13 protein-coding genes are annotated in these 17,401 nt (G+C 68.4%); 7 read left to right on the top strand and 6 right to left on the bottom strand.

Going from position 1 to position 17,401, the window contains the following annotated elements:
- Positions 1-251: 251 nt before the first annotated feature.
- From ACWD4J_RS41985 to ACWD4J_RS41975, 3 genes are all read right to left on the bottom strand, one after another.
- The gene (locus ACWD4J_RS41985; protein WP_451400823.1) at positions 252-1,727 is read right to left on the bottom strand and encodes an FG-GAP-like repeat-containing protein; all 1,476 of its coding nucleotides are present in this window, start codon (positions 1,725-1,727) and stop codon (positions 252-254) included.
- A 265-nt stretch (positions 1,728-1,992) separates the two neighbouring features.
- Positions 1,993-3,483 (bottom strand): FG-GAP and VCBS repeat-containing protein, encoded by a 1,491-nt coding sequence (locus ACWD4J_RS41980; protein ID WP_451400822.1) that lies wholly within the window; start codon positions 3,481-3,483, stop codon positions 1,993-1,995.
- Positions 3,484-3,647: 164 nt separating this feature from the next.
- Positions 3,648-4,991 (bottom strand): ArnT family glycosyltransferase, encoded by a 1,344-nt coding sequence (locus ACWD4J_RS41975; RefSeq protein ID WP_451400821.1) that lies wholly within the window; start codon positions 4,989-4,991, stop codon positions 3,648-3,650.
- A gap of 341 nt (positions 4,992-5,332) precedes the next feature.
- On the opposite strand from ACWD4J_RS41975, the gene ACWD4J_RS41970 reads away from it, so the two are divergent.
- Positions 5,333-6,082 carry a methyltransferase domain-containing protein gene (locus ACWD4J_RS41970; protein WP_451400820.1) on the top strand — a complete coding sequence of 250 codons (750 nt, stop codon included), beginning with the start codon at positions 5,333-5,335 and terminating at the stop codon, positions 6,080-6,082.
- Positions 6,083-6,264: 182 nt separating this feature from the next.
- Positions 6,265-7,020 (top strand): phosphotransferase, encoded by a 756-nt coding sequence (locus ACWD4J_RS41965; protein ID WP_451400819.1) that lies wholly within the window; start codon positions 6,265-6,267, stop codon positions 7,018-7,020.
- 87 nt (positions 7,021-7,107) lie between these two features.
- On the opposite strand, the gene ACWD4J_RS41960 is transcribed toward ACWD4J_RS41965, so the two are convergent.
- Positions 7,108-9,384, bottom strand: coding sequence for a (Fe-S)-binding protein (locus ACWD4J_RS41960; RefSeq protein WP_451400818.1), 2,277 nt, complete (start codon positions 9,382-9,384; stop codon positions 7,108-7,110).
- A gap of 398 nt (positions 9,385-9,782) precedes the next feature.
- Here ACWD4J_RS41960 and ACWD4J_RS41955 point away from each other — a divergent pair, with 398 nt between their 5' ends.
- The 5 genes from ACWD4J_RS41955 to ACWD4J_RS41935 all read left to right on the top strand — a co-directional run bounded on the left by ACWD4J_RS41955 (position 9,783) and on the right by ACWD4J_RS41935 (position 15,915).
- Positions 9,783-11,168, top strand: coding sequence for a glycosyltransferase 87 family protein (locus tag ACWD4J_RS41955; RefSeq protein WP_451400817.1), 1,386 nt, complete (start codon positions 9,783-9,785; stop codon positions 11,166-11,168).
- Between the two features lie 154 nt (positions 11,169-11,322).
- Positions 11,323-12,315, top strand: coding sequence for an NAD-dependent epimerase/dehydratase family protein (locus tag ACWD4J_RS41950; protein WP_451400816.1), 993 nt, complete (start codon positions 11,323-11,325; stop codon positions 12,313-12,315).
- A complete protein-coding gene (locus tag ACWD4J_RS41945; RefSeq protein ID WP_451400815.1) occupies positions 12,315-13,088 on the top strand; it encodes a WecB/TagA/CpsF family glycosyltransferase in 774 nt (257 codons plus the stop codon). The genes ACWD4J_RS41950 and ACWD4J_RS41945 overlap by 1 nt, the downstream gene beginning before the upstream one ends.
- The gene (locus ACWD4J_RS41940) at positions 13,085-14,242 is read left to right on the top strand and encodes a glycosyltransferase family 4 protein (RefSeq protein ID WP_451400814.1); all 1,158 of its coding nucleotides are present in this window, start codon (positions 13,085-13,087) and stop codon (positions 14,240-14,242) included. The genes ACWD4J_RS41945 and ACWD4J_RS41940 overlap by 4 nt, the downstream gene beginning before the upstream one ends.
- A 356-nt stretch (positions 14,243-14,598) precedes the next feature.
- Positions 14,599-15,915, top strand: coding sequence for an O-antigen ligase family protein (locus ACWD4J_RS41935; protein ID WP_451400813.1), 1,317 nt, complete (start codon positions 14,599-14,601; stop codon positions 15,913-15,915).
- Here the strand turns inward: ACWD4J_RS41935 and ACWD4J_RS41930 are convergent.
- Positions 15,885-16,763: a glycosyltransferase family 2 protein gene (locus tag ACWD4J_RS41930; protein ID WP_451400812.1), complete on the bottom strand. Its 879-nt coding sequence runs from the start codon at positions 16,761-16,763 to the stop codon at positions 15,885-15,887. The genes ACWD4J_RS41935 and ACWD4J_RS41930 overlap by 31 nt on opposite strands.
- A 369-nt stretch (positions 16,764-17,132) precedes the next feature.
- The coding region (locus tag ACWD4J_RS41925; protein WP_451400811.1) for a GDP-mannose 4,6-dehydratase at positions 17,133-17,401 on the bottom strand (269 nt) is incomplete at its 5' end.

Here is a 17,401-nt window from a genome sequence, read left to right as displayed (position 1 = left end):
AATTCGCCGGGAGGTGGCGCCGGGTACGCGGGTGCGGTCGGCGAACAGGAGACTTGCAGCGGGGCCCAAGGGTTGTACGTGGCCATTGAAATTATTTGGGTTACCGGGAGCTGGTGGGGCGCAGACGGACGCCGTGCCCCCCGGCCACTGGCCCGGCACCTCGCCGTACGGCCTTGCGGCTACTGGGGCGGGCGGACCGGCCCGCACCCCGGGGAGGGGTGCGGGCCAGGTGGAAGGCGTGACGCGGCGCGTCAGTTCGCTGCGTTCGCGCCGAACTGCGGGTACCCGTCGGTGTTGACGTCGACCGACGAGGGCGAGAGGGAGAGCGCGCCGGTCGTAGTGATCTTCGAGCCGTCGGAGGGCAGGTACGTCACGGAACCGTTCCCGTTGTTCTCGCCGAGCGCGCCGACGGTCAGGTCGGACTTGCCGTCGCCGTTGACGTCGGTGAGCTTGGCCTCGGAGCCGAAGTAGTCGTTCTTCTCGTCGGAGCCGGGGACGCCCGCGGTGGACTGGGCGAAGTACTGGTAGCCGGAGGAGGTGTTCAGGCCGGCGGCGGAGCCGTACAGGACGGTCACCGCGCCCGTGTTCACCACGCCGTTCAGATTTTCGCCGGGCGCGGTGACGACCAGGTCCTGGTAGCCGTCGCCGTTGATGTCGCCGAGCGACAGCTCGCTGCCGAACCAGTCGCCGCGCTCGGAGGAGCCGGGCACGTTGCCGGTGTTCTGGCTGACGGCCGCGGTCGTCGTCGGCCCGTCGGACGAGCCGTAGGTGACGGTGACCTTGCCGCCGGTGACGGACTCCGGGATGGACGGGTCGGTGTCGTCCTTCGCCGGGTCCCACTCCTCGCCGGTGACGATGTCGCCGAATCCGTCACCGTTGACGTCGCCGATGCCGGTGATGATGCCGCGCTTCACCTCCTGTGCGTAGGACACGTCGAGTCCGGACGCGGTACCGGGCACGTAGTAGTTGGTGTTCCAGCCGTAGTCGCTGTCGGTCTCGTAGCCGTCGACGACCAGGTCGGTCTTCTGGTCGCCGTTGACGTCGCCCGCCGTCAGGTTCAGGGGGCCGGTGTTGTTGCCGGACACGATGGCGGGCTTCAGCGTGTAACGGCCGCCGTACCCGCCCGACTTGGCGATTCCGCCCTTGAAGACGTAGATCGTGCTCGCCGTCGAGCCGACGGCGAGGTCCTCCGTGCCGTCGCCGTCGAAGTCCCCGGCAGCGAGCGCGCGGCCCCAGCGGTCGTGGGACGAGGGAGCCGGATCCTTGATCGTCGTGCCGCCGGACAGGCCGCTCGACGAGCCCCACAGGACCGCCACGGTGCCGCCGTCGGTGTCGCCGTCCACGTCCTCGTAACTGGCCGAGACCGCGAGGTCGTCGTACCCGTCGGAGTTGAAGTCGCCGTACGCGCTTTCCCAGCCGAAGAAGTCGTCCGTCTCAGCGGTGCCCGGTACGCCGGAGCTGTTCTGGTTGAAGCCCCTCCAGTCCGTCACGGTCACGCCGTTGGCGGTGCCGTACAGGACGACGATGTTGCCGGCGCCCTTCTTGCCGCTGACGGTCGCCGAACCGGCGGAGTAGGCGAGGTCGCCGTAACCGTCGCCGTTGAAGTCCGCCTCGTGGTGGTGGACGGAGTCCGCGGCCGTCGCCGTCACAGCCGAGAAGCTGAGCAGACCGCCCGTCAGCGTGGCCGCGGCGGTCGTCGCGAGGGCGAGTCGCAGGTTTTTGTGCATGCGGGTTTCTCCTGCTGCATGCGGGGATGCCTGGCTCGGCATCCACCAGTCAATGGGGTGCGTTCCGCCCGCGTTTGCCTGGAATTCGCCGGGAGTCGGCTCCGAGTTCGCGGTGCGGTAGGCGGACAGGAGACTTACAGCGGGGCCCAAGGGTTGTACGTGGCCGCTGAATTTACTTTTGGCTGCTGGGGCTGCTGGGGCGGATGAGGCCGAACGTCGATGGGGTGCCGGACCGCCCGACCGCCCGATTCACCTCGCCCCAGGGCTACTTCAACCGGAGCGGGGTGCCGATGTCGGCCGGGGTGAACAGCTGCGCCTCCCGCGGGTCGATCCCCTCGCCCGTACCCCGCAGCACCAGGAACGCACCGCGTCGCTTCTCGTACAGCGGCAGGAAGACGATCACGTCGGAGCGGCCGTCGCCGTCGACGTCGAGCAGTGGCGGCTCATGGTCGAAGGCGTTCCAGGGGGCCGGGTTCGGGGTGCCGGGCAGGCCCTCGGTCTGTGCGTCGACGGAGTGCTCGCCCTCGGCGGACGGCACGCCCGCCGAGCCGCCCGGCAGCAGCGTGACCTGGCCGTCGTGGCGCCGGAAGGTGGGGGTGTTCACCACCACGTCCGGTCTGTCGTCGCCGTTGACGTCGCCGACGGCGGGCGATGTGCCGAAAGACGCTTGCCGTTCCCCGCCGATGACGGTCGCCTTCCGTCCCGTGCCGAGGCCGGACTCGGCGCCGTACAGGATGGTGAGCGCCCCGCCGCCGCCTTCCGCCGGGGAGGTCGGCAACTGGGTGGGCAGCAGCAGATCGTCGGTGCCGTCGCCGTCCGCGTCGCCCGTGGCCGGGCCGCGGGGGCCGTCGGACGACGAGACGGCGTCGGTGATCCGGGCCTCCAGGGGGATGTCGGGTGTGAGGCCGTACTCGGCGCCCTCGTAGTAGGCGACCGTCCGCAGATCGGCGGGTGCGCTCTCGTCCTCCTCGGCGTCGAAGCTGTAGGTGAGGACCACTTCCGCACGGCCGTCGGCGTCGAAGTCGCCGGTGGTGGCGGTGGCCGGGGAGGCGTAGCCGTGCTGACCGAGATCGAGGTCGGCCGTGCGCTGCGGCTTCCCGGAGCGGCCGAACGGGCCGTAGAGCAGGCGCCCTGTGCCGGCCGGTGTGCCGCCCTGCGGTGGGCCCGAGCCGCCGGACCCGGCGTCCAGCAGATCGGCCGAGCCGTCGCCGTCGAAGTCCGCGACGGCCAGCGGGCGAACGTCCTGCGGGACGTCGAGCGCCCTGGGCGCGGACAGTCCGCGCGCACCGCCGTACATCACGAACGTCTGCTGCTGTTGTGCGGTGCCGGCCGACGGGCCACGGCTGCCGACCAGGTCGGTGAAGCCGTCGCCGTCGAGGTCGGCGCGGAGCAGCGGAGTGGCGAACGACGCGTCGCTGCCCGAGCCCGCAGGGGTGCGCACCGCCCAGTCGGGGTTGAGCCCCTTCCTCGAGCCGTACACGACGACCAGGGTCGATTTGGTCCGCTTGCGGTCGCGCGACGCGGCGGTGACGACGTGGGCGTAGTCGTCGTACCCGTCGCCGTTGAAGTCGCCGGGGTCCGGATCGGCGGCGGGCTTGCCGGGGGGTGGGGTGCCGTTGGGCTTCTGGGCGGTGCCTTCGCTGCTGCCGCCGTCACCGCCCCCGCTGCAGGCGGTGAGAGCGATGGCGTAGCACACGGCGACCGCGACGGCGCACCGCCTGCCCCTCCCACGCTCGCCGGCACGCCTCGGCGTCATACGATCCCCCAGCGTCACGCAGATCCCCCTAGGAACTGGCGGCGGAGAACACCACTTCCGGCTCCCCTGCACCCAGCCCGCTCTTCTTCCCCGGAAACACGGCCACCGTATCTGTCGTTTCCCCGAGATACGTCCGTACGACTGGATCGGCCCTTTTACGACGGTCAGCTGTCCAGGTCGGGCCGCCGCAGCGTCAGCAGGTGCATCGCCCCGGCGGCCGCGAGAATGATCATGATGCCGTCCATCGGCAGCCGGAACCGGATCCGTACGAAGAAGACGGCGAACAGCAGGATGCCGGTGACGACCATGCCGAGCATCAGCTTCTCGGTCGGCGTGAGCGCACGACGTCGAGACAGGAGCACGCGTGCCGCCACCAGCAGCAGCACCGGATAGAAGCTCAGCGCTGACACCAGATCTCGCAGCACGCTCTGCTGGCCGCTCGTCGCCAGGTCGTTGCTGTAGGCGAAGGTATAGGCGACCTTGTTCAGATACAGCAGGGCTTCTTCGCCGGGGTTCGCGCGGATCCAGGCCAGCGCGCGATCGGCGAAGTAACCGTCCGCCTCGGCCTCGGTCAGGCCCGCATTCTCGGCGTCGGCATAGATCTGCGAGACGTCGGCGCGCGTGCCGGTGGCGGCGGTGACCCCCTCGTAGTTGCCCAGCAAGAGGTTGAACCCTCCGTTGGTGGCCACCGGGACGAACCGTTTGAGCTCGATCGCATTGCGTACGGTCCAGGCCCCGACCACCAGGATCGTCACAGCGAGCGCCGCCGTGAGCGCGCGCCGGACGACTGCTCGGTTCGCCTGCCGCCGCTTGGTCCAGGCGACCCAGCCGAGGATCAACGGGATGGCCGGGGCGAAGGTCGGCACGGTCAGGATCAGCAGCCCACCGGCGACGCCTGCCGCCAGAATCCAGCGCCCCAGGCGGGGCGGCCGGTCGGCGATGCGCAGCGTGGCCTCCAGGACGAGAAGCAGCAGCGCGAGGGCCGGAATCTGCGGGTAGAGGGTGGTCGCGGTGAACAGGAACAGCGGATAGCCGGCGACGCCCACAGCCGCCAGAGCACCGGTCCCTGCGGATCCCAGGCGGCGACCGAGCAAGAAGGCCAGCCACACCGATGCCGCCAGCGCCAGCACACCGACCAGCCGCAACGCGACGACTCCGCCGCCGGCCAGGTAGACGGGCAGGTAGAGAAAGACGATTCCGGGCGGACGGTAGGCAGTGGCCTGACCCTCGGCCACCCCCACGGGCCGAAAGGCCGAGGGGATGCTCTGATAGCTGAAGCCACGCCCGTCCGCCAGGTTCTGGGTCAGCGTGACGTATTCCTGCTCGTCGGGGAACCGGATCGTGTCCCCGAGGACGAGCGCGTAGCTGCCGGCCAACATCACCGACAGTCCGACCGCGACCATCGCGATCACGCGGGCGTGTGACTCCCACCAGCAGATCGCGCGGGACATGCGGCTCGGTGGCCTCTTGGCAGCGAACTCCGGGCGTGTCACCAGGCTCTGCGGCAAGGTCACCCCTCCTGGGTCAGGTGACGTGGGGGCGGCCGATCCGGTCCCCGTGCTGAATCCCGTGCCAAACGAACGCACGGAACATCGGTCACGCCAGGGGGCAGCCGACAGTGTCACAAGCGTTTCGAGAATAATTGGTAATTTGCATTCTCAGTCAAATGGCGGCCCTTGCGGCGGAGTGAAGCCGAGGAGTGAAGCCGGTCGAGTATGCGGCGCTTGAACGACCACACGGGTGACCTTCGTCGACTGCTTCACGGGCCTGGCCGGTCGAGCGGCATAGGCTTGCAACGGGACTTTACTCGGCAATCAGAAGTCCCCCGCCGTAAGAATGGGGCCGTGAAATGACACGATCAGGGTGGAGCGGCTACAGCACCGCTTTCGTCGACGAGAGGAGCGTCGAAAATTATGCTCTTCTCTACGAAAACGGCAGTTATGATGATTATGTCTGGAACCTGGAGAAGCCTACGGTCGTAGGCGTGCTGCGCGGCGAGCGCGAGAAACGCGGGCGGCTCCGGTTGCTCGATTTCGCATGCGGCACCGGCCGGATCCTGCGCGCCGCCGAATGCGCGGCGGACGAGCTGACCGGCGTGGACATCTCGCCCGAGATGGCCGGGCGAGCGGCCGCCGCCAGTCCGAAAGCACAGATCAGGACCGGCTGCGTGCTCAAGGAAGACCTATTGTCCGGCCCCTACGATGCCGTGACCGTCTTTCGCTTCTTCCTGAATGCCTCCCACGACATCAGGATTCCCATCCTGCGCCGGATCAGGGAGCATGTGGAGCCCGGAGCCTTGCTCGTGCTCAACAATCACGGCCACTTTCCCAGTATGCGATCGCTTGCTGTCCGTGTGCCCAAACCGAGGAAAGAGCGGCCCAACGAGCTGCGGCATCGGGATATCGCCGCTCTGCTCGCTTCGACGGGGTTCCGGATCGAGCGTCGGTACGGATTCTCGATGTTCCCGTCGGCTCTTCACCGGCATCTTCCCGGCGCGGCGCTCCGGCGGGTGGACTCACTCGCGGCCGGACCGCGCATGCAAGGGCTCGCCGGGAAGCTGATGGTGGAACAGTTGTACGTTGCCAGAGCTGTGGAATGAGCCTGTCCAGCGGCCTTTGCTGCTCCTGGCGGAGCGGGTTTCTACGGGCCGGCCCACTGGGGCGACGCATCGGACTGAGGACCACGGGCGGACGGGACGCCGTCGCGGCGGCCCGGCTGATCGACCGTCCGTCCCGGCCGGCCGGCCGTGTCGCCGCCCTGCTCGACCAGGCGGCCGCGCGTATGGGGCTCGGCGTCGGGGTCGCGAATCCACTGGCCGGCCTGGAGCCCTCCCTCTCCGAGTTCTTCACCGATGCCGATGGCGCGGCTGTCGTGCAGTCGTCGATGCCGGGCAGGCTTATCGCCGCGATCTCCTCGGGGGGAGTTCCGCGCTATGTCCTGAAGGTCGGCCAGGCGGATGACCGCCCGCTGCGCAACGAAGCGGAATTCCTTCAGACGATCCCGGGTAGGGGGCTTCGCCTCGCCGTGCCGAAATTCCTCTTCGCCGGCCTGGTGGGGGAGCGGTACGTCGTGGTGACTTTGGCCTGGCCGAATTCGCGGCCCGCCGGGCCGCTTGAGCGAAACGAGTTGCTGGAGATCACCGAGGTGCTCGGCATGACGGCTTCCGGGTGCGGCCCGATCGTGCACGGGGACTTCGCGCCCTGGAATGTCCTGCGGACCCCCGCGGGGATCGCCCTGGTCGACTGGGAGCGGGCGGGGATCGCGGATCAGCCTCTGCGAGATCTGATCCACTACCTCGTGCAGGCCGGCGCATATCTACGCTGGCACGACGTCGACACAGTCGTACGGGAACTGACACATCCGCAGGGGATGGTCGCCGAGCTCGCGCAACGCCTGGAGCTTTCCCCCGCACTCGCCAGGGAGGCGCTGGGCGAGTACTTCAGGCTTCCTCCGGCGGCGCGGACTCCGCCCAAAGCGTCCCGCTTTCGTGACCGCGTCGCTGTCGCGGCCGGACTTCCGCCCTCCGCCCCTGGATGAACGCGAGCCCGAGCCCCGTATGACGCGACGGAGGCCGGTTGTGCGCCTGACGCACAACCGGCCTCCGTTCAGCCCCGTATCGCGGTGTTACTTGACGGGCTCCGGCTCCGGAGTGCTCTCCGCCTCCGCCTCACCCGCCGGGGGCGGGTTGTCGGCAGGTGTCTTCACCGAGTCGAGCAGCAGCTGCGCGACGTCCACGACCTGGACCGATTCCTTCGCCTGGCCGTCGTTCTTCTTGCCGTTGACCGAGTCGGTCAGCATGACCAGGCAGAACGGGCAGGCGGTGGAGACGATGTCCGGGTTGAGGGAGAGGGCCTCGTCGACGCGCTCGTTGTTGATGCGCTTGCCGATCCGCTCCTCCATCCACATCCGCGCGCCGCCGGCGCCGCAACAGAAGCCGCGCTCCTTGTGGCGGTGCATCTCCTGCTGGCGCAGGCCCGGAACGGCCGACATGATCTCGCGCGGCGGCGTGTAGACCTTGTTGTGGCGGCCCAGGTAGCAGGGGTCGTGGTAGGTGATCAGACCCTCGACCGGCGTGACCGGGATGAGCTTGCCCTCGTCGATGAGGTGCTGCAGCAGCTGCGTGTGGTGGATGACCTCGAACTCGCCGCCCAGCTGCGGGTACTCGTTCGCGATCGTGTTGAAGCAGTGCGGGCAGGTGGCGACGATCTTCTTCGCCGACTTCGGCTTCTTGGTCGACTCGTCTTCATCGTCTTCGCCGAAGGCCATGTTCAGCATGGCCACGTTCTCGGCGCCGAGCTGCTGGAAGAGCGGCTCGTTGCCCAGGCGGCGGGCGGAGTCACCGGTGCACTTCTCGTCGCCGCCCATGATCGCGAACTTGACGCCCGCGATGTGCAGCAGCTCGGCGAAGGCCTTGGTGGTCTTCTTGGCCCGGTCCTCGAGAGCACCCGCGCAGCCGACCCAGTACAGGTAGTCGACCTCGCTGAGGTCCTCGATGTCCTTGCCGACGACCGGCACCTCGAAGTCGACCTCCTTGGTCCACTCCAGGCGCTGCTTCTTGGCCAGGCCCCAGGGGTTGCCCTTCTTCTCCAGGTTCTTGAGCATCGTGCCCGCCTCGGACGGGAACGCGGACTCGATCATGACCTGGTAGCGGCGCATGTCGACGATGTGGTCGACGTGCTCGATGTCGACCGGGCACTGCTCCACGCACGCGCCGCAGGTGGTGCAGGACCACAGCACGTCCGGGTCGATGACGCCGTTCTCCTCGACGGTGCCGATCAGCGGGCGCTCGGCCTCGGCGAGAGCGGCGGCGGGCACCCCGGCCAGCTGCTCCTCGGACGCCTTCTCCTCGCCCTCCATGGTCTTGCCGCCGCCGGCGAGGAGATAGGGGGCCTTGGCGTGCGCGTGGTCGCGCAGCGACATGATCAGCAGCTTCGGCGAGAGCGGCTTGCCGGTGTTCCACGCCGGGCACTGCGACTGGCAGCGACCGCACTCGGTGCAGGTGGAGAAGTCCAGCAGGCCCTTCCAGGAGAAGTGCTCGATCTGGCTGACGCCGTAGACGTCGTCGTCGCCCGGGTCCTCGAAGTCGATCGGCTTGCCGCCGGAGGTCATCGGGAGCAGTGCGCCGAGGGCGGTCTCACCCTTGGCGTTCCGCTTGAACCAGATGTTGGGGAACGCCAGGAACCGGTGCCAGGCGACGCCCATGTCCGTCTTGAGCGAGACCGTGATCATCCAGACGAAGGACGTCCCGATCTTGATCATCGCGGTGAGGTAGATCAGGTTCTGCAGCGTGGAGACGCTCAGCCCCTTGAAGGCGGCGACCAGCGGGTACGACGCGAAGTACGCCGTCTCGTAGCCGTGCACGCCCGCCAGTGCACCCTCCAGGCCGCGCAGGGTCATGATCGCGAGGCCGATGATGAGGATGACGGCCTCGACGAAGTAGGCCTGGCCGAAGTTGGAGCCGGCGAACCGGGACTTGCGTCCGGCCCGGGTCGGCAGCGACAGCTGGCGGATCACGATCAGCGTGAGGATGCCCAGCGTCGTCATCGTGCCGATGAACTCGACGAACATCTCGTACGGCAGCCAGTGGCCGATGATCGGCAGCGTCCAGTCGGCCTGGAAGAGCTGCCCGAAGGCGTTCACCAGGGTCGCCACCAGCGAGAAGAAGCCGACAGCGACGAACCAGTGCGCGACGCCGACGACCCCCCACCGGTTCATCCGGGTGTGGCCGAGGAACTCCCTGACCACCGTGACGGTGCGAGCGGCCCAGTCGTCGGTGCGGGTGCCCGCGGGGACGTCCTGGCCGAGCCGTGCGAACCGGTAGATCTGTGCGATGGCACGGCCGAACAGTGCCACGCCGACCACGGCGAGTACCAGCGACACAATGATCGCGGCGAGTTGCATTTGGGGGCTCCTCGGGCCTGCGAGGTGTGCTTCAGCGGTGTGCTTCAGCGGAGCTTCGGTCTTCGGTGACCACTAAGATTACTAAGCAGTAACTTATGTAGTCCGTCTGAGACTACCCAACATATGCCGCCGCGCTGTAGTCGCGCGGGCGGTGATCTGCGTCGCTGAGGCACACCTTCCCCGCCCGGGCCGGGGTCGGGGCATGGTGCGGCGTCCGCGTCGGCCCCAGGGTGGCGGCGGAGGATAGCACAAAATGAGGGGGTTCGACGCAGGCCACACGAGGGCACCGCACGCCTTGGCCGAGACGGACCTTCATGGTCTCCGCCGTTCGTATGGAATCGCCCCTGGCCGCTGGAGCCTTGCCTTTCCGGCCGGACGTGTCGGCCACGATAGCCCCCATGATCGCATTTGCTCTGCGGTGGTTCGGGGCCATGAGGGCCGCTCCCATGGTGCCCTGCGCCGTCCTCGTCGCGCTGGTCGCGGTGGCAGGCGTGGTGGCGGCGGGATTCAATCCGAGCGACAACCTGAGCGACTTCGACTTCTACCGTGCGGCCGGTGCTGCGGTGCTCTCCGACGAGTCGCAGCTCTACGCCGTGCGTGACGGCGTGCTGAACTTCGTCTATCCCCCGTTCGCCGCTCTCCTCTTCGTGCCCGCGGCCGGGTTCGGCAAAGCGGTTCCCGGCGCGGTTTTCAGCCTGGTGTCACTGGGTGCGTTGGCGATCTCCTGCTGGGCTTCGGTGCGGCTGGCCGACCGTTTCGACTTCCGGCACGCCCGGCGCAGCGGACTCCGTTCCGCCGTGCTGGTGCTCCCCCTGGTAGGGGTGTCCTTCTGGCTGATGCCCGTCTTCCAGGTCTTCTACTTGGGGCAGGTGGGTCTCATCCTGCTCGCCCTGGTGCTGGCGGACTTCGCTCTTCCCCCGGGGTCTCGATGGCGCGGGGTGGGCATTGGTCTGGCGACGGGAATCAAGCTCACCCCCGTGATCTTCGTCGGGTATCTGCTGTTCACCCGGCGCATCCGGGCGGCGATCACTGCCTGTGCGACGTTTGCGGCGACGGCCGGCATCGGATTCGTCGTCTGTCCTCGCGCCTCCTGGATCTTCTGGAGCAGTGGCGGGCTTCTGACGGAAGCCCGCGACAAGGCCGGCCTGGGCCTCGCCCGAGTCGCCACCCGAGTCGAGAACCAATCGCTCAACGGTGTCGTGGCGCGGGCTGTCCACGACGCTTTCGCAGAGCACGCTGTCTGGCTCGCCACGGTCGCGGTCACTGCTGTCGCCGGTATCGCGTGCGCCGTGCTGGCCCATCGCTGTGGCGAAGAGCTCCTGGGGATCGTGCTGTGCGGCGTGACCAGCACACTCGTCAGCCCCATCTCCTGGCTGCACCACTGGGTGTGGGTCGTACCTGCCCTGGTGCTTCTGGTCTTCGCGGCGCTGACCGCCACCACGAGACGTGAAGCCGTATGGCGCTGGTGCGGTGCGGCGGCGTATCTGTTGTGCTGCCTGCCCTGGACCGTGTGGACCGTTGCCGGTCCCGGCGGTGAGCGGATCATGGGCCGGCTGGGGCTGGTCGGTCTGGCTCCCTGGTCGCTGGACGGCCGCCCCGAGACGAGCTGGTCGTTCTGGCAGTCGGTGTACGGCAACGGACTGGCGCTGAGCGGCCTGGTGTCCATCGGCGTGGCGGCGCTCCGGCTCCGACGCCACCTGCGACCGCGTGCCCAGCCTTCCGGACCGCACGCCGAGGCGGGGCCGGCGAAGTCCATCGGTGTGGTCCGGGCCGACAGCGGCTGAGGCGTTCGCCGGACGACCGCCCGGACAGCGTGCGACGGGGAACGGATGACTCGCGCTGCCCCGGAGGAGCCTCGGGCTGCCGGGAGGCCGGCTCCTCTTTCCTGGTTCTCCCGTTCTGTGTGAATTGATCTTTGAGTGCCCAAGGAGACGATTCGTGGCCGACATCGACGCAGTGGTGACAGGAGCCGGCGGCTTCATCGGCGGACATCTGACCCGGGCTCTGCTCGCCGAGGGCAAGAGCGTGCGGGCTGTGGACCGCAATCCCCTCGACGAGTGGTACCAGACCCATGACGGAGCGGTGAACCTGGTCGCCGACGCCTCACTGCACGGCACCTGCAACGAGATCCTCGACGGCGGCGCCGACGAGGTCTACCACCTCGCAGCCGGCGTGGGCGCCATGGGCTACATCGAGAACAAAGCTGCCTGCATGCTCTCCGTGCTCTCCAGCACGCATATGCTGCTCGCCTCCCGGCTCCACGAGGTCGGCCGCTACTTCTACGCTTCGTCCGCCGAGGTGTACGCCGCGCACGCGCAGACCGAGGCCGACGTCGTTCCGTTGCGCGAGGAGGACGCGTACCCGGCTGTGCCCGAGGACGGCTGCGGCTGGGAGAAGCTCTTCAGCGAACGCATGGCCCGCCACTTCCGCGAGGACTACGGACTGGCGACCCGTGTCGGCCGCTATCACAACGTCTACGGTCCCTACGGCCCCTGGACGGGCGGGCGCGAGGAGGGCCCCGCCACCGCCTGCCGCAAGATCGCCCTCGCCGTCCTCACCGGCGCCCGCGAGGTCGAGATCTGGGGCGACGGCGAGCAGACCTGCAGCTTCACCTACATCGACGACTGCGTCGAGGGCACCCTGCGTCTCATCCGCAGCGAGTACACCGAGCCGGTCAACATCGGCTCGGACGGGGTCGTCTCCGTCAACCAGCTGTACGCGATCGTCGAGCAGATCGCGGGCGTCAGGCTGAAGCACCGTCATGTGCCGGGCTCCCTCGCCGCAGGCGGCCGCACCAGCGACAACACCCGCATCCGCAAAGAGCTCGCCTGGGAACCGGAGGTCTCGTTGCCGGACGGCTTGGAAGCGACCTATCGCTGGGTGCACGACCAGGTGAAGGCGAAGCTCGACGGCCGTCTGCAGCAGAACTGATGGGCCATCACCCACGGGTCGACGTGCTCGGTGTGGGGATCAGCGCGGTCGACCCGCACATGACCCTCGAGAAGATCTCCCACTGGATCGAGACCGGCGAACGCAACTACGTCTGCGTCACCGGTGTCCACGGCGTCATGGAAGCTCAGCGTGACCCGCGGCTCCGCCACGCTCTGAACGCCTCAGGCCTGACCGTCCCCGACGGCATGCCCATGGTGTGGGCGGGCCACCGGGCCGGGGCGCACTGGATGCGCCGGGTCTATGGACCTGACCTGATGCTCGCCGTCCTCGAACGGGCCGCCGAGAAGCGTTGGTCGTCGTTCCTGTACGGCGCCGGCGAGGGCGTGCCGGAACTCCTCGGCGAGCGCTTGGTCGGCCGGATTCCCGGGCTGAAGATCGCGGGCGCGTACTCGCCGCCGTACCGGCCGCTGACGGCGGACGAGTCGGCCGCGGTCGTCGCCACCATCAACGCCTCCGGCGCCGACCTGGTCTGGGTCGGCATCGGAGCACCCAAGCAGGAGCTGTGGATGGCCGAGTACCGAGACCGGCTCGACGCTCCGGTGCTGCTCGGCGTCGGCGCGGCCTTCGACTTCCACGCCGGCCTCAAACCGCAGGCCCCCGGATGGCTGCAGCAACGCGGCCTGGAGTGGGCGTACCGCCTGGCGAAGGAGCCACGCCGACTGTGGCGCCGCTATCTCCGCAACAACCCCCCCTACCTGGCGCGCATCGCCCTGCGCCCTCCCCGGCTCATGCCCGAAGGGCACCTGTCATGAGGATCGCGGTCGTCCACAGCTTCTATGCGTCCGGGCAGCCCAGCGGAGAGAACGAGGCCGTACGCGATCAGGTGCGCGCGTTGCGGGCGGCGCAGCACGACGTGGAGCTGTTCGGCGTCCACACCGATGAGCTGGCCCGGGACCCCTTCTACCCCTTGCGGGCTGCCGCGCGAGTGATGTCCGGACTGGGCGCCAACCCGCTCGACCGGCTGCGCTCCTACGCCCCCGACGTCGTGCACGTACACAACCTCTTCCCCAACTTCGGGCGTTCCTGGGTACGAGGGTGGGACGGCCCGCTTGTCGCGACCCTGCACAACTACCGTCCGCTGTGCGCCGGGGCGACCCTTTACCGCGAGGGCGCCACGTGCACCCGCTGCCCGGACGGAGACCGCTGGGCGGGCCTTCGCCACGGCTGCTACCGGGACTCGAGCGCCGCGACACTCCCACTGGCCTGGGCCGGACGTCGTGGCGCGACAGGAGACCCCCTGCTGGCCCGCGCGAACCGGATCGTGGTGCTCTCCGCACTGAGCCGACGCGTCTATCTACGAACGGGCCTGCCGGCCGAACGCCTCTCCCTCGTCCCCAACTTCGTCAGCGAACCGCAGGACGAATGCCAGTCCGACGAGACCGGCCGTTGGGTGGTCGCCGCCCGCCTCACGGCGGAGAAGGGCGTCCTGGAACTCCTCCGCCGGTGGCCGGACGGCGAACCCCTGGACGTGGTCGGCGACGGCGAACTCCTCACCGCCTGCCGAGCCGCCGCCCCGTCCTCGGTCCGGTTCCTCGGGCACCTCGACCGCGCGGAACTGCGTCGCCGGATGCCTTCCTGGCGTGGACTGGTCTTCCCCAGCCGCTGGTACGAGGCAGCGCCGTGCGTGGCGGTCGAGGCGCTGGCGGCCGGACTGCCGATCATGGCGTTCGCCGGATCCTCGGTCGCCGAGTCCGTGCGTGAACACGGCACCGGCCTGGTCACCGAGTGGGATCAGCCCCTCGCCCAGATCCTGAGCGAGGCCGCCGCCCGCTTCCCCTCCCTGCGCAGCCGCTGCCGCCAGGTATATGCCGATCACTTCACCGAGCGGGCCTGGACGGCCGCCATCCGTCAGATCTATGAGGAAGTCCTGGAGACCCGCGAAGAGCTGTGTGTCGCGCCCGACTGAAGCACCCTCCGGGCAGTGGTCCTGGGCCGGCCCTTCCTCTGAGTCCACCGATAACAGTGCCTGCGCCGCCCATCACAACCGAAGGACCGGTTTTCTGCCGTGCGGATTCCCCGCGGTACGGGAGTCGCGCCGGACTGCTGAGCAGCGCCTGATCACCGTCACCGCAGTCCCTCCGGGGTTTCGCGGAATGTCGGCAGGGATGACCCTCGCGGACAGAACAAGGAGTGCACGTGTTGTATCCGAAAGCGGCCGGAACCGGATGGACAGCCCCTGGTCCAGACCGAATCGGTTCTCTGGACACCGCCCCGGCAGACAGCGGTGGCCGAGAACGCCTGGCCGGGACCGTGGTGGTCGCCATGCTGCTCATCGGCGGCCGCTGGATCTCCCACGTGTCGTTGGGGCCGGTCTACATCACGGATGCCCTGCTGGTTCTGGCCGTCGTCCAGGCCCTGGGCCGTCGAGTGCACTCCGGGAAAAGCGCGGAGGACACCCGCGGCCCCGGAATCCTGGTGGGGCTGGTACTTCTCGTGGTGCTCGCCCGCTTCGTCGACATCCAGGGTGATGTCCGGACGGCCGCTCGTGATGCGGCTCCCTTCGCCTATGCGGCGATTGCCTACCTCTCCGCGAGCACCTGTCAGCAAACCGGCGAGGCGGGCAGGAAGCGAACCATCCAGGTTCTTCATGGTGCGCTTGTGATCCACTTGGGATGCGTTGCGCTGGCCATGTTCGCGCCGGAGGTCGTACGGAGCCTTCCGGAGGTAGAAAACGGTGTACATCCCCTGCAGATCAGGACCGATTTCGACTCGGCGATGCTCGGTGTGCTCGTAGGCCTGTCGATCCTCCGGATCCGGCGGGGCTGTTTCTGGTTCAACACATCCCTGGTGGCAGCCGCTCTCGTGGTGTCCTTCAACCTGCAGTCCCGAGCCGGCCTTCTGTCGTTCTGCGCGTGCGTGGTGACTGCCTGCATGATCAGGCTGGACAACAGACGCCGGAACGTCGCACGCACCGTGCTGATCGGCACCACCACGGTCCTGGTACTGGCGGTTGTGCTGCCTGCCACCCCTGCCGGTCAGCGCCTTCTCGCGACGACGGGAAGCGCGGGGGCTTCTCAACCGATGGCGCTCGGTGTTCAGGGCACCACACAGGCCCGCATGATCGCATGGGAGAGAGTCGCGACCTTCACCCTTGACGATCCCGTCCGGGCGACACTGGGCGTCGGTTTCGGAACGGACTTTCTGCGACTGTCCGATGGCGATCTGCCGTTGGGCGGGCGAACCATCGGTCTGCGCTCGCCCCACAACTACTTGCTGACCACGTTTGCCCGGCTCGGTTTTGTCGGGCTCACCGCCATCGCTGCCTTGCTGATGACCCTCATCGCCGTGGTGATCCGGACTGTCTGGTCGGTGGTGCCGGACGAGCTGGAAGCACTGAGCATGCTGCTGGTGATCGCCATTCTCATCGCCGCCATGGTCGGCGTCGTTCTGGAGTCACCCTTCGGTGCGTTGCCCTTCTTCTGGGCAGCCGGAATCCTCCTCGGGAACAGTCGGCTGCGAAGGAAGAAGCGCCGGGAGAAGGCCGAGTCTCACTCGTCTCGGCTCCCGGCGCAGGCGGCGAACATGGCGCCTTCTCTGACGGGTTGCGTTCACAGCTCCAGCAGCAGCCGGGTGCGGTGACGCGCACTGTCCGTTGTCCACCAGCGCAGGTCGCCGGTCCGCGCCGCCTGGGCGGCACGCACCTGTCTCAGGTACCCGTGGGTCCGGACCTTGTGAGCGATGTGGGTGAACCGGCCGAGCACGTGGGAAGCATGCCGGGCTCTGGCGTTCTGAGGAAGACCGTGGAGCGTGCGAATGAGCTCCATCTCGGCAGCGTCGTGTGCCGCAGGACGGCTGGTGACCTGTGCGGCATGCACCCGGAATGCGGCCAGTACGCGTGGCAGGTAGCGGAATCGCGCTCCCCGAGCGGCGAGCGAGAGGAACAGGCTCCAGTCCATCGCCCTGCGCATACGAGGGTCCCAGCCGGGGTCGGGCAGGACGCTGCGACGGATGAAGGTCGTGCACGTCGGGATGAAGCAGCCGTAGTGCCGCAAGGTGAACGGTGAGAACACATGTGACGGCAGGAGCCGCAGGAATCGGCCGGACACATCCACGAATGCGCAGTCACCGTATACGACGTCGATATCCGGTTCCGATGCGATGACTTCGGCGGCGGCGGCCACCGCTCCGGGAAGGTAGAACTCGTCGGCGTTGAGCCAGCCGATCCAGTCCGAGCTGCTGCGCGCCACAGCACGGTTCAGCGCGTCGGACTGACCCTCGTCCGGCGCGACCTGATAGGCCAGTCGTGGGTGGCGCGCGGCAAGCTCTGCCAGCAGTCGGTCCGAACCGTCGCTGGACGCGCCGTCCTGAACGACATGCTCGAGGCGGGGATAGGCCTGTTCGGCAACCGAGAGCACCGCGTCCTCGAGGAACCGCCGGTAGTTACGACTTGGTGTGAGGACACCGATGGAAGGTCGTTCCAGTGTCATGACTCTCCTGCATGGGAGCTCGGCAATGGTGGCCTCGGGCTCGACAGCCCGTGGATCTCGGTTGTACTGACGCCATCTAGGGCCTGTCGTCACGTTCCCGTCGTCGCCCGAAGGGCGGCCCCGCGGCGTCGTGGGGGCCCCTCCCGCTCGAGCGAAGCCGAGAGTGGGGGAGCGTGCTCTGGGGGTCCCCCCCGCCCGAAGGCTGGGGGAGTGCCGGGCGGAAGTCCTCGTACTGGTCGTACTTGGGCTTTCGCCCGGTGCGGCGAGAGGGGGTGCCTCCTACGCCCTTAAGGCAGTGGGGAGCGTGCCAGGCGTCGCGGGGCAGACGGGAATGTGACGACAGGCCCTAGCGCACTGACAAGCACCGTGTCACCCGGCGGACGGTGCGAGGTCGGTCCGCTTGGGGGCGGGGGACCGTGGGATCGAGGGGTGGAGGAGCGGGTTGAGTTCGGCGTCGACCATGAGCCGGGCGAGTTCGGGGGCGTGTACGGACGGCTTCCACCCGAGGGCGCGTTCGGCTTTGGAGGCGTCACCGACCAGATCGTCGACTTCGGAGGGGCGCAGGTAGCGTTCGTCGAAGCGGACGTGGTCTCGCCAGTCCAGTCCGACGTGGGCGAAGCAGTGTTCGGCGAAGTCGC

This window comes from Streptomyces sp. NPDC002577, assembly GCF_053594815.1.
Note: the sequence above shows the minus strand (reverse complement) of the source record. Positions and strands in the feature narration are given on the sequence as shown.

What these genes read in the sequence shown, in the direction of transcription:
- ACWD4J_RS41945 (WP_451400815.1), top strand. Translation starts at nt 12,315, where the DNA reads ATGGGCCATCACCCACGGGTCGACGTGCTCGGTGTGGGGATCAGCGCG.
- ACWD4J_RS41970 (WP_451400820.1), top strand. Translation starts at nt 5,333, where the DNA reads ATGACACGATCAGGGTGGAGCGGCTACAGCACCGCTTTCGTCGACGAG.
- ACWD4J_RS41965 (WP_451400819.1), top strand. Translation starts at nt 6,265, where the DNA reads ATGGGGCTCGGCGTCGGGGTCGCGAATCCACTGGCCGGCCTGGAGCCC.
- ACWD4J_RS41985 (WP_451400823.1), bottom strand. Translation starts at nt 1,727, where the DNA reads ATGCACAAAAACCTGCGACTCGCCCTCGCGACGACCGCCGCGGCCACG.
- ACWD4J_RS41960 (WP_451400818.1), bottom strand. Translation starts at nt 9,384, where the DNA reads ATGCAACTCGCCGCGATCATTGTGTCGCTGGTACTCGCCGTGGTCGGC.
- ACWD4J_RS41935 (WP_451400813.1), top strand. Translation starts at nt 14,599, where the DNA reads ATGCTGCTCATCGGCGGCCGCTGGATCTCCCACGTGTCGTTGGGGCCG.
- ACWD4J_RS41940 (WP_451400814.1), top strand. Translation starts at nt 13,085, where the DNA reads ATGAGGATCGCGGTCGTCCACAGCTTCTATGCGTCCGGGCAGCCCAGC.
- ACWD4J_RS41930 (WP_451400812.1), bottom strand. Translation starts at nt 16,763, where the DNA reads ATGACACTGGAACGACCTTCCATCGGTGTCCTCACACCAAGTCGTAAC.
- ACWD4J_RS41955 (WP_451400817.1), top strand. Translation starts at nt 9,783, where the DNA reads ATGATCGCATTTGCTCTGCGGTGGTTCGGGGCCATGAGGGCCGCTCCC.
- ACWD4J_RS41980 (WP_451400822.1), bottom strand. Translation starts at nt 3,483, where the DNA reads ATGACGCCGAGGCGTGCCGGCGAGCGTGGGAGGGGCAGGCGGTGCGCC.